Source organism: Rubripirellula amarantea, assembly GCF_007859865.1.
Classification (GTDB): Bacteria; Planctomycetota; Planctomycetia; order Pirellulales; family Pirellulaceae; genus Rubripirellula; species Rubripirellula amarantea.
In genome coordinates, this window is sequence record NZ_SJPI01000001.1 from 2,404,518 (window position 1) to 2,416,864 (window position 12,347).

At 53.4% G+C, this 12,347-nt stretch carries 8 protein-coding genes; 3 read left to right on the forward strand and 5 right to left on the reverse strand.

Annotated features, from left to right (window positions below; translation table 11 throughout):
* The first annotated feature begins 54 nt into the window (after positions 1-54).
* On the forward strand, positions 55-1,524 hold the full coding sequence (locus Pla22_RS08765; RefSeq protein ID WP_146514280.1) for a DUF1501 domain-containing protein: 1,470 nt from the start codon (positions 55-57) through the stop codon (positions 1,522-1,524).
* A 127-nt stretch (positions 1,525-1,651) separates the two neighbouring features.
* Here the strand turns inward: Pla22_RS08765 and Pla22_RS08770 are convergent, their stop codons facing one another.
* Positions 1,652-2,299, reverse strand: coding sequence for an RNA polymerase sigma factor (locus tag Pla22_RS08770; protein WP_146514281.1), 648 nt, complete (start codon positions 2,297-2,299; stop codon positions 1,652-1,654).
* A gap of 249 nt (positions 2,300-2,548) precedes the next feature.
* Here Pla22_RS08770 and Pla22_RS08775 point away from each other — a divergent pair, with 249 nt between their 5' ends.
* A complete protein-coding gene (locus tag Pla22_RS08775; RefSeq protein WP_146514282.1) occupies positions 2,549-3,676 on the forward strand; it encodes a hypothetical protein in 1,128 nt (375 codons plus the stop codon).
* Between the two features lie 45 nt (positions 3,677-3,721).
* Here the strand turns inward: Pla22_RS08775 and Pla22_RS08780 are convergent, their stop codons facing one another.
* Both Pla22_RS08780 and Pla22_RS08785 read right to left on the reverse strand, forming a co-directional pair.
* Positions 3,722-6,331 (reverse strand): hypothetical protein, encoded by a 2,610-nt coding sequence (locus Pla22_RS08780; protein WP_146514283.1) that lies wholly within the window; start codon positions 6,329-6,331, stop codon positions 3,722-3,724.
* Between the two features lie 107 nt (positions 6,332-6,438).
* Entirely contained in the window at positions 6,439-7,515 is a 1,077-nt protein-coding gene (locus tag Pla22_RS08785) for a TIGR03032 family protein (protein ID WP_242631888.1), read from the reverse strand.
* 164 nt (positions 7,516-7,679) lie between these two features.
* Between Pla22_RS08785 and Pla22_RS08790 the strand changes: the two genes are divergently transcribed.
* Positions 7,680-8,627: a sugar phosphate isomerase/epimerase family protein gene (locus tag Pla22_RS08790; protein WP_146514285.1), complete on the forward strand. Its 948-nt coding sequence runs from the start codon at positions 7,680-7,682 to the stop codon at positions 8,625-8,627.
* A gap of 52 nt (positions 8,628-8,679) precedes the next feature.
* Here Pla22_RS08790 and Pla22_RS08795 read toward each other — a convergent pair whose 3' ends face one another.
* Together Pla22_RS08795 and Pla22_RS08800 are read right to left on the reverse strand one after the other, a co-directional pair.
* Positions 8,680-9,687, reverse strand: coding sequence for a ThuA domain-containing protein (locus Pla22_RS08795; protein WP_146514286.1), 1,008 nt, complete (start codon positions 9,685-9,687; stop codon positions 8,680-8,682).
* A gap of 48 nt (positions 9,688-9,735) precedes the next feature.
* On the reverse strand, positions 9,736-12,255 hold the full coding sequence (locus Pla22_RS08800) for a c-type cytochrome (RefSeq protein ID WP_146514287.1): 2,520 nt from the start codon (positions 12,253-12,255) through the stop codon (positions 9,736-9,738).
* Positions 12,256-12,347 lie beyond the last annotated feature (92 nt).

The following is a 12,347-nucleotide window of genomic DNA, read 5'->3' on the forward strand; positions in this document are numbered from 1 at the left end:
TTTGTGCTTTGACTTTAAGCGACGTTCACTTTTCACTCTTTGGGAAACCCAGCCATGCTGTCCATTAAAGGCTACAAAGCTAAAGATCTTTGCGATCCCCACTTGGCACCATCGCGGCGTTCTTTTTTGCGAGTGGGCAGTGCTGGCATGTTGGGATTGTCACTGCCCAATTTGCTGCAACTGCAGTCGGCCAACGCAACGGCGAAGTCCGGCGGTGGTCCTGGCTGGGGCAAAGCCAAAAGCATCATTCTGGTTTACCTGCAAGGCGGGCCCAGCCATTTGGACCTTTGGGATCCCAAAGAGAATGTGCCCGACAACGTAAAAAGCATCTTCAAACCGATCAGCACCAAGTTGCCCGGGATCAAGTTTACAGAGAATTTGCCGAAACTAAGTCAAATCAATGATCGGTTCACGACCATTCGATCGATGTCGTACACGCCCAATGGTTTGTTCAACCACACCGCGGCGATTTATCAAATGATGACCGGCTACACGACCGATAAGGTCAGTCCGTCGGGACAATTGGAACCACCTTCACCGAAGGACTTTCCAAACTTTGGCAGCAATATCATCAATTTGCTACCCGTGGATGAACCGATGCTTCCCTTCGTCATGTTGCCACGGCCGTTGCAAGAATCCAACGTAGTCGGCAAGGGTGGAACGGCTGGTTTCTTGGGTAAGTCGTTCGATCCTTACACACTGTACCCTTCCGGCGATGACCTGGACATGGGAAAGATGGATCGCATCAAGATTGACGATCTGAAACTACGGCCTGAAGTTTTCAGCGTACGATTGCAACGCCGTGCGTCATTGCGAACGCTGTTGAACGAACAAATGCCAGCCATCAACAAGGCGGTTGAGTCTTACGAACTAGATGAATATTACGACCGGGCATTGTCGCTGATCGTTTCGGGACGAGCTCGCGACGCGTTCAACCTGGGGGCTGAGTCCAACGACACTCGCGACAAGTACGGTCGCAACACGTTTGGGCAAAGCTGCTTGTTGGCGAGGCGACTTGTTGAGGCAGGAACGCGAGTTGTCGAAGTTATCTGGCCGAAAGTTGCCAACAGCGACAATCATTCATGGGATCATCACGCGGGTCTTAGCAAACGGATGAAGGAGCAGTCGGCACCCATGCTAGATAACGGTTTGTCGGCGCTAATCGAAGACTTGGACGATCGCGGAATGCTGGACGAAACGCTTGTGGTTGCCGTTGGCGAGTTCGGTCGTAGTCCACAGCGTGGGGTTAGCACCAGCGGGAACAACAATTCCGATGACGGACGTGATCATTGGCCGTACTGCTATACCGCCGTCATGGCGGGTGCAGGAACAAAACGCGGGTATGTGCATGGCAAGAGTGATAAGACAGCGTCTGCACCGCTTGAAGATCCCGTGCATCCCGCCGAGTTGTTAGCGACGATCTATCACAGTTTTGGCATCGCTCCCGAAACGATCGTCTACAACCACCTCAAACAGCCACGTGAATTGGTCAAAGCCGAAGCCCTAACGCAGTTGTTGACGTAGAGAAGACGAAGGTGCGATCGTCGACGGGCTGCGGTAGCAGACAAAAAGCTCGGGATCAGGATTGTCCCTGCGCGGTCCCGAAGTTCGTCCGCGTCTTGATCCGTCTTCTCGTTTCAACTTGCGATGGTTAGTTGTTGGCAAGTTCGGGGAACACGCCTTCATCAAGTTCCATTCGATCAATGATTGAACGCAACCGAATTTGAAAATCGCTTTTGTAGTTGGCGACTTGCTGCTCACTGAGTTGAGTTTTCTCGGCGACTTCTTTGTTGCCCATTCCGCGAACGAACAGTAACTCGATAGCTTTAAGTTTGGCGAATGCGTTGCTTGATTTCCATCGCTCGATCTGTTCCGAAATGGCTTCGGTGATGGCAGATTCTTCGATTCGTTTTCGTTCGACACTTCGCGCGATAGAACTGGCAACTCGATCGACGCCCACCGGTTCGAGCATCCCACCGCCACCGTCGCTGCTGCGGTGGTGCATTTGGACTGACGGACGCCTTCCTTCGCGACGGAGATGGTCCGTTAGCTTGTACGCACAAATCGAAAACAGGTAGCTCTCCAACGGTCGCGATCCATCGTAGTTGGGTAGGCTGATCAAGAACCCGACAAACGCTTCTTGGACGATATCTTCACTGGTGGCTCGATTTCGGATGCGGCTGTCCGTGTACGCAAGCAGTCGACCTTCATAGCGATCGATCAATGATTGCCACGCATCGGAGTCTCCTTGGCGAATTCGCTCTACGAGCTCAATGTCGACTTTGCTGTGTTCTTTCATGCGTGCGGTTCAGGGAACGAGGTAGCGGGGCGGCAGAGGGCAACCTAACAAGGAACTGGGTGAAAAGCAGTGTGTTGAGATAGTTGGACAGCGATGATTTCGCCGCACTTGGCTGCAGAAACTTCACAGGCTAGGCTTCAACGCGACGCGTTCTAGGCGCTACATTGTTGCAAATTAACTACGTTTCACCCATCTTACACGTTCCGACCTCAAGAAATTGAGGTCCGGTCACCCTGGGAACCGATGACAGTGGACTCTTCCCATCTAGCCGACGAAAATCGCAGCGAGATGCAAGGCGAAATACATCAAGGCCACGATTTTGAATCTGGCATGCTGATGCGCGTCAGGGCGTGGACAGATGTGATGGGGTGGTTGCGTTTGGTACGCATCCTGAGATTGTCGGCTTCACCACCCGCGATCGGTTTGGTGGCGGCGGTTTATTCCGTCTGGAATTTCGCTGTGGTTCGTTTCGCACCACCAGGTGTGATTGTCATGAAGTCGCAGTATGGCGACGTTTCCAGCTTGCCTCGCGACCTGGAAGCATTGTTGTTGACCGTGAATCCGGGATCATGGTGGATCATGCCCGGTCAGCAAACCGGCGGATTATGGCTGCTGGTGATCAGTTGGTCGTTGCTGATATGGACACCCGTCATTCTGATTTTGTCGCGTCAAGGCGCGCTGCTCGCAGCGGACCGTAGTTTGGAAAGTTTGCCGACGGTGGGATCGCGCTCGCTTCGAAGAACACCTTCAGCGTGGATCGCGTCAATCGTCCCTTCCGTGTGCGTGCTGGGATTCTGTTTTGTGATACTAGTGTCGGGCTGGATCTCGCGATTGGATTGGCTAGCGATACCGATGAGTGTCGTGATTTGTTTGGCAACGATTCCCGCCGGCATTTTGCTTTTCGGCGGTTGCTTCGCCGTCCCGCTTAGTTTTGCGGCCATCGCCAACGAATCGCAGCCTGATCCTCTTGATTCACTTAGTCGCGGGTACGAAGCCATTTATCGACGGCCGCTTCACTTGTTGATTTATCTATTTGTCGCTTTCGTACTTGTGACGGTTGCATGGGCGATAGCGATGGGAGTCGCTGAGTTTTCGGCCGCCGTGATGGAAGGAACTCTTTCGCTCGCGGGAGTTCACCCCGAATCCATCGGCCGCCCCTATCGTTTGATCTTTCACCTACCGATCATTGTCGCCATCACAACCTTGTGGGGAATGATCGGCGGAGTCTACCTGTTGTCTCGTGAGTCTACAGGTGAGCAACAAGTCGAAGACCTCTGGTCTCCACTGACACACGCCGATCCGCCGTTGCCCGTGCCGGAATCCGTGCCGGACTCCGTTGCAGCACCGTCGGTTGAAACAACCTCTGCAGAAGCCTAGTGCTGCCTCAACGAGGCTCGTCTTAGGTCGCCGGTCGTTTGTGTCCTAATCTTGGGACGCCGAAACTTCGTACCACTGAGTTTCGTAGCTGGAGTGAATTTGGAACTTAGCGATACCGTCGGCGATTTGCGTCGGAACTTCGTCGGTTCGGTTGCCTCTACCGTCCAACGCATAGACTTTGACGTCCTGCGTGGTGGTAAGTTCGATGGCCGCTTCGATACCGACAACTGTGGTGGGGCCATTACCCCAGTTCCTTCCAACGCTGGTGCGATCTTCGTTCCAACTCATGTCCTGGTTTTCAGTATGCGTGGTGGCTAGCAGCAGGATCTTCTGTGACTGCTCGAGTGGTCGGTTGTCCTGCGAGGTCGCGATCAGTGTGCCGTAATCCAACGCAAGTTCGGAAACGTCGGCGGTGAGTCCGTCCGTTTCATAGCGTCCGCCACCGATCGTACCCCAAACGCCTTGTGTCTTGGGAGTGTTGATTTTTAGGTGCCCTTCACGTTCGCCGTCGGACTTCCACGTTAGGCTTCCCGTTGGTGTGGATAAGTTCCTTGGATCAACTTCGGAAAGTGACGGCGATTCGTCTACGCTATGCGACGTTGCCAGCCGATATTGAAAGGCTTGAGTGCCGTCGATTGGCTTGTCGGTCGGTGCAAGCTTGAGTTGCTCGAGCGGTGCCAAGTCGCCGCGTGCGAACACGTTTGCGAATGCCATGAAGTTCGCAAGCTTGACAGGTTGGCCGTTAAAGCTGAAGAAATTCTTCGTGTAGTCGCGTGTCCATGCCTCGGTATCTTTAGCGTCCGCTTCGTAGTCGAAAAAGAACACGGCATCCCAGTCCTGCAAAGCTCCCAGTACAGCAGCCATGGGGATACAGCCTGACGAATAGGGGCTTGGTTCAGGGTAGTTCCATTCGCTCAACGTGAACGGTTTGTTCGCGATCCGCCAGCTCGTTCGCATCAACAACGAATTTGCTGGCCAAGACGATCGCGTGGGGTCCGCTTCCATCGGATCATTGCCAACTGTCCATCGTTCCGGATTCCAGTCACCGCCTGAGGGAAACATCGGATGGTGCCAATAGTTGTGCAGGTCGATAAAATCGTTCAGTCGGTTATTGACTTCCGGTGTGTGGTAGTTGATTTGACTGGCCGTGATGGGAACTTTGACGCCAAGGTCCTCTTGCAGGAAACGCTTGAGCTCTTCGACCCACGCGATTTCGGTTTCGACCATGAACTGTTTCATATCCTCATGAGCGGCCACCGGGGATTCCGCTACAGGGATTGCGACAGTGCCGGCTTCGATTTTTTGCGAATCAGGTAATGGTTCGCCCTTGCCACCTCGTTGCAGCGTCACGCCAGCAAACTCAATGGGAATGGCAGAACTTCCAAAGCTGAACTGAAAACCAACTTCGTTTTCAATCGTTTCCTTCGGCAGAATGATCCGCGTCACCTTCGTCCATTCTGGGCCGGCCTCAAGCATTTCAAATAGTCCGACGTCTCTCCATTCACCGCCCAGCGAACTGCTTAGTTCCACTTGATACGAACGAGGCTCGTCGGCGCGAACCCAATAAGTAAGCGTAAGCGGTTGGCCAGCTTGAGTGGATAGTTCCTTAAACCTAAGTTGCAGATGATGGTTCTGTTCAGTTGCTTGCAGCGGTTCAAAGCGAATGCCACGATCTTTTCCATCGAGTTCACTTGGCCCTGCAACCGAAAGACTTCGTGGCAATTCGTCGGGATTCTTGGAGACCTGCCAATCGCCCAGGTCTTCGTTCCAACTGTTCATTGCGATCACATGCTCACCCATCTCTGGCGTTCGCTGCTGCCAAGATTTCGTCATGGATTCGGTGTCGCCGTATCGTCCGACCAGCCATTGATTCCACGCTGCGGTAAAGGAGTCCTGGAACCGTTCGGGCAACCGCCGATAGAGCGAGTAACCTTGTTGGCTGAAATAGTTCTCGTTAAGCATTTCGACCAAAGCGATTCCGGGATCATCGACCCTCGCTAAGCCATCGCGGTAGGGGTTTTGGTGAGTTAGCATTGCTTCGCAGTACTCTTTTACCTTGGCCTGTACCGATGCGTCGTAATACATCACCCATTTGTTGGAACTCGCCCACCAAGGCGCGCCCGGTCCGAGTTGAGGAAAGCCCTCCTCTGAGGTCAATTGACGGCTGACATGCAAGTTGATGTCGGCATAGATGCCGTTCTCGTGCAACCGAGCCAAGAGATAATCGAGCCGGTCGACCATCTCGGGGTCGAGTTGGCGTTTGCCATCTTTGAATTCGGCGGACCAGATTCCACTGGGGGCACTCTGGCTGTCCATATGATGAAATCGGACCGCGTTGACGCCCAGTTTCGCGAGGTGCGGTGCAAGCACGTCGGCATTCTTATGGTCAGGAAAGTTTCCCGAAAAGCAAAGGTTCACACCCCAAAACTTGATTCGTTTGTCACCGACAACGAATTGCCCATCTTGGACGCGAACAAAACCTTCCTTTCCGGCGGGGGCGTCAAGCAAATTTGCGCGACTGGTGACGTTTTCAACAACGTCATCTCCGGGGACAACAAAGTCAAATCGTTGGGCAGTCAAGACGGTCGGTGCGACCACAAGACACGCCAATGCAAACAGGTGTCGAAAGGCGGAAAGACTGAATGAGGTCATCACGACGTAAATGGGTATGAGGAAAGCAAAGCGTCGATTGAGAAGCATCAATTGAATTGCATCAGAGAAAAGGCCCCAGCAAGAATGAATAGCATTTAAAAACATGGGGGCTAAACCGAACGGTGATCTGCTGGAACATCTTGCAACGCGTGATCAGGAAGTTCGAATGAACCAGCCAATAACTCACGGTCTTCGTTGACGAGTTCGGGAAATCTTGCGGGTAGTACTTCGACGGCGAAGATTTCCTGAACCGCATCTTCGAATTTAACAAAACCAATCGTTTGGCCCGTTTCAATGTTAATCACCCAAACGCCACAGTCACGCTCTTCAATGGCGCGTTCTGCGATTGGAATGCCTCCGAATACCGCGGATTCACGAACTTGCGACAATCCGACAAACGCTAGTGGGCCTGCAAAGGAAAGTCCGCGAGTGAAGCCGCCTAGCGTCGCGATGCTCTCAAACTTTCCGGTGTCCAAATTGACATAGCCAAAACTGCCGGTTCCCGATTCGAGCAACCACAATTTCCCGCGATACCAACGAGGGCTGTGCGGCATCGATAAACCCCGAGCAACAATTTCGTTGCTTGCGATATCGATCAGGATTCCGCCATCGCGTTTGTTGTCCCTCCATCCGCCAGCAGTGTTAGTCTCGCCGAGTGCCGTGACATGGGAGACTCGACCGTCAAGCGTAGCCAACCCGTTGACGTGACAGACATCCGTCGGCACGTAACTGGATACGAACGAAGGACGCCAAACGGGATCAAAGCAATACGTGTCGCTGCGGCGACAAAGGCACGAGAACCTCGTGTTGACGAACCACAGTTCAGATTGAGTGGGATTGGTCGAGTCACCCACCCATGCCATTTCGTGGATCTGAATGTCACCGGTCCAATGCGTAGTGCGAGGCAAGAAGCATGCATCATGCTGGTTAGCACCACTCTCTTCCTTTTGATTGACCTTAGCGCAAACGGCCGGCAGATTGTGGAACTCCCAAATGCTAGTGCCCGCACCGACGGCGATGCGATTGGGCTGCACCGCCACGCCCATCGGTTTATCGAACAGCCGAAAGTGGGTATTCAGTACGTCGCCCTGCCCTCGCAGCATCACCAACCGACCGGCTTGGTAGGTGCTGACCAAGACCGAAATTCCCAAGGATGCAAAAATGTCCGGCAAGTTTGACGTGTGCACGCTGCGCAGCGGTGGTGGATCAGGAGAAACGTCGATGGGAATACTCGCCTTGAATGTGGATTAGAATTCTGGGGTAGAATACCGAGTCTTTAGTCTAGCGGACGTCGTTCGCCGCTGCCTTCCCTCCCCTGCCCTTCTTTTTCGCTATTCCCTCACGCACCATCATGAAAAACATGCTTAACCGCCGCACGATGATCGCCGCGTCCGTTGCTACCTCGATCGCCATGACCCGCATTGCGAGCGCTGAAAATTCGCAACGGCGTAAGTTCACGCTTGACTTGCGATGTGGGTCTATCGGAGTTCAGGCGAATCAGAAGGAAGCGATTGAGTTAGCCGGAAAATACGGTTTTGAATCAGTCACTCCTGATGCCATCTCCCTGGCTGGTATGTCAGTTGATCAGCAAGAGGAAGTGTTGGACCTGATGAAGGAAAAGAATGTTGTTTGGGGATCGGCCGGGTTGCCGGTTGAGTTCCGCAAAGATCAGGCAAAGTTCGAAGACGATTTGGCTCAGCTGCCGGAACGAGCTGCCGCTTTGCAAAAACTTGGGGGCAAGCGCATGGGGACCTACATCATGCCTTGTCATGACGAACTAACGTATGTGCAAAATTTTCGGCTGCACGCTGATCGTCTACGCAAGTGCACCAAGGTCTTGAATGATCACGGCCTGCGGTTTGGGATGGAGTACGTGGGGCCAAAAACCCTTTGGACATCCAAGCGATATAGCTTCTTGCATTCACTGGCAGGGCTTCGTGATCTCATCGACGAAATCAATGTCGACAACGTCGGTGTGATTCTTGACAGCTGGCACTGGTACACCGCAGGTGAATCAATCGACGACATCAAGTCGCTATCCAATCAAGACGTCGTGGGTTGCGACTTAAACGATGCACCCAAGGGAATCGCCGTTGATCAACAACTCGATAACCAACGTGAACTGCCGATGGCAACGGGCGTGATCAACGTCAAGAGTTTTTTAGAAGGCTTAATCGCGATTGGCTACGATGGTCCAGTCCGCGCCGAACCATTCAACGCGGCACTGAACTCAATGGACAATGACGCGGCCACCAAGGCGACCGCTGAAGCCATGAAGTCGGCGTTCGCGTTGATCTAGTACTCAAGTAAGCGGTAACTGCGTTGATGCAACTACGCTTGCCTAGTTGCCACTACTTCGTGGTGGCTTCTTCGTGCAAGTCGTAGTCCGCAGGTTTGCGGCCGGGGACATAGGTGTTAAAGCCAAACTTCGTTGGTTCGTACTCGCCCACGATCGACACGTCACTGTCTCCGTCGATTTTGTCTTCCATGCCCATGCACCAGTACGCCGCGTTGACCAACATTCGCCGCACGCCTTCGTTGGGCAGGTCGTCGGCGGAGCCCATGGTCGTCGTGAACACTCGTCCGCCTTTGTAGGTACGGGTCCAAGCGATTGGCATCATCGGATCGTTGCGGTCATCCGTGATTGGTTCGTCGTTCTCGTTCATGCCCGTCAAAATCTGGCCTTTGACCACTGCATGTCCGTCGCCCGAAAGGGGCAACGTCACTCGATAGACATCCGTCGGCCCCCATATTTCGCCATCTTCAATTCCTCGAACGATCGGGTGATCTGTATCGGCAATGATGCCGCGAGTCGATTCAAAGGCATGTTTGCCGTGGTGAGCGACCCAGGTTTCACCGAACACACGTCGTCCAAATCCGCCCGCGTTCGCTTCGTCTTTGTTATTCCAGCTTTCTGCGGAATACTTGCGGTCGGCCGGGATATCGAACGGATGAGTCGATGTTCTTAGTCCCATCAACGGACGACCGGCTTCGACATAGTCCATGATCATTTTCATTTGATCATCCACCAAATTGCGAAAGCGAAGACCCATGATGACAAGGTCAGCGGACTCAAGTGCTTCGAGTCCCGGAATGTTCTCGACGTTCTTTGGGTTGATGATTCCGGTGTCCTCGTCGATCGCGAAAAGCACGGTGCATTTAAATCCGTGATGAACTGATAAGATTTTTCCAAGCTGAGGGAACGCCTCTTCGCTTCGGTATTCGTGATCGCCGGAAACAAGGACAATGTGTTTGCCAGCCCCCGGGCCATCACCGCCCGGAAACTCGAGCCAACGATCGTCGGCATGAGTGACGGCAACGAGGGAACAGAATGCGAAGCACGCAAAGAAACGATACATAGAGGTTCTACCTAAAGTGTGAATGTTGGAAGTGAGGTGGAGTGTCAATCAGTTGCCGTTGGATGCAGCAACGGCATCTTTGTAAATTGGGTGCTCTCGGCGCCCACCGGCACGCAGGTAGGCAATAAGGTCCGCGATTTCAGCGGCTGTGAATGTATCGACAAGGTTAGACGGCATCATGCTAACTTTCGATTCGCGGGTTTCTTCGATGGAATCGCGATTGATCACCGCTAGAGATGATGGGTCAAGCATGTTTGTCAGCACGTTAATGTTCTTCTCGTTCATGTTGATCACACGGCCCTGAACGACCTCGCCGTCGTCGGTCAAGAACATCGTCGCACCATATTGATCGCTAATCACCTGACTGGGATTGATGATCGAGGTCAGCAAGTCCTTCACACCGAAACGTCCACCGGCGGACGTTAAATCTGGACCGAGGATACCGCCCTCGATGCCCATCCGGTGACACTTGTAACACGTTGCTGCTGCAAAGACGGACTTTCCACGATCAAAGTCGGGCTTATCGGAGTGCTCGGAAACCAAAGTGGCCAACTCGTCGACTGTCCATTGTTTGACCAATGGACGCGATGGTGCTGGTTCAGCGGAGGCTTTTTCGGATTCCGCAATGATCGCTTCGATCTCAGCCTTGATGTCCCCGGGAACATTCGCGAGAGCTTCGTTCTTGATATTCTCGATGAAGCCACCAAACGACATGCCGCCACGCGACTTTTGCAGTTCTGCAAACCAGCTGAAGTAAGTCTTGCGATCTTTGTCGTTCCATCCTGCCGACGCTGAACGCAATGTCATCGCGTAGTGCATTTGGCTTTCTTGGCTCGGCGAAGACTTCATTAGCGAAACGATCTTGCCGGTCGCTGTTTGTGATTCTAGATACACAAGCACTTGAGCCAATTCGCGGTCGACCGAATCATCGCCGGTCGGAAATTGGTTATCGAGTTGCGCGAGGATAGTTTTGCGTTGATCAGTGTTGAATTGTCCAAGACGCATGGCCACTAACCCATAGGCACGCAACAACGCGATTCGCTGATCGGAATCAAGCTCGTTCCAATCGATCGACGTTAACGCTTTCGTTGCGGTAGCTTGGTCCGCCGCTTCCCCGTGGCGTGCCAGAGCGATGACGGCATGAATTCGTGCTGTCGCGGAATCAATTGACGATACTCGTTGACGCCACTGATCAACGTCGACGTGTTCCAACGCAATGCGGGCGGCAAAGCGAATCGCACGGTCTTCGTGGGAAAGCGAATCTAAAATGAAATCCAAGTTGTTGGCGGGCGCATCAGCGACGTGCAAAGCTTCCAGTTTCTGGCGGAGTTCGCGAAGTGCCTGGCCTTGATCCGTCGCTCCCGTCGCTTCTTCTTCGTTGATGTCGCCGGTGTAGGTGATTCGGTACAAACCGCTTTGGGTGCGTCGACCACCAATGGTGAAGTACATCGCACCGTCGTTTGGCCGGATGACGATGTCGGTTACTGGCAACGGCGCCGCAGTGGCGAACGTTTCGTAAGTGCCGCCATAAGTCGATCCGTCTTCGGTCAGGTGAACAGCATGAATGTTTCCGTAGCTCCAATCACAGATGAACAGAGCGTCTTGGTACTTCTTGGGAAACTTGGCATCGTAGCCAAAGCAGATGCCCGTTGGTGAACCGGGACCAATGTTGACGGCTGCGCCAAACGAATCGGGATAGTGAGCAGGCCATTTTCCAGTGCCGTTTCGCCAGCCAAACTCGGCACCGCTGATGACGTGGTTGATTCGCGTGGGGCGATACCAAGGCGTGCCGACATCCCATTCCATATCAGCATCGTAAGCAAATAGTTCGCCATCTTTGTTCAGTGCAATGTCGTACTCGTTGCGAAAGCCGGTCGCGATCAATTCTACGTTATTTCCGTCGGGATCAAACGAAGCGATGAAGCCACCCGGTGCGAGTCGGTTCGCATTGTGTCCTCTCGCGTCGGGCATACGGCCAAGCAAGTGATCTTCATCCCAAACCCGAGGCACGCGACTGGTGTCGATCTGCTTTGGCAGATGTGTGTTGTTTCCGGCACACATGACAATGCGTTTTCCATCAGGCGATACGATGAGCGCGTGCGGTCCGTGTTCGCCGGCAGCGTTGAGTTCGATTAAGTGTTCTTGCTTGTCGTATTGATCATCGCCGTCGGTGTCGGTCAAACGCCAAACACCGGCGGGGATTTGGTCGGAGTTGACGTTGGCATAGAGCGAACCGAACGCACATAGCAAACCTTGAGCTCCTTGAATCTGGCTTTCAAGTTTCTCGACGTTGGCGTTTCCTGCATCGTCGATGGCAATGCGAAAGAGACCGCCGTATTGATCGCACGCAATCAAACGACCTTGGGGGTCCGTCGTGAGGCTCACCCAAGATCCTTCGCTAACTTCGTGGATCAGGTCGACTTCAAAGCCATCAGCAAGTTTGAATTGATTGGGGGTGGGGACGCCAAGGCCATCGGCGTTAGCAGGGTGGCAAGGCAGGCAAAGTGTGAATGACAAAAGCATCACTGCGAATGTGGTGTGAATCCATTCGAGACATCGATACGGCATTGAGAAATTTCCTGAGGGGGGGCGTCACCTCGGGCTAAATTCGAAGGTTAACAGCCGAGGTTCGCTATTGGCGAGATAACGACCAATGATAG

Bases quoted from the DNA above. Each gene is read 5' to 3' on its own strand.
- Pla22_RS08790 (WP_146514285.1), top strand. From the start codon at position 7,680: ATGAAAAACATGCTTAACCGCCGCACGATGATCGCCGCGTCCGTTGCT.
- Pla22_RS08800 (WP_146514287.1), bottom strand. From the start codon at position 12,255: ATGCCGTATCGATGTCTCGAATGGATTCACACCACATTCGCAGTGATG.
- Pla22_RS08770 (WP_146514281.1), bottom strand. From the start codon at position 2,299: ATGAAAGAACACAGCAAAGTCGACATTGAGCTCGTAGAGCGAATTCGC.
- Pla22_RS08795 (WP_146514286.1), bottom strand. From the start codon at position 9,687: ATGTATCGTTTCTTTGCGTGCTTCGCATTCTGTTCCCTCGTTGCCGTC.
- Pla22_RS08765 (WP_146514280.1), top strand. From the start codon at position 55: ATGCTGTCCATTAAAGGCTACAAAGCTAAAGATCTTTGCGATCCCCAC.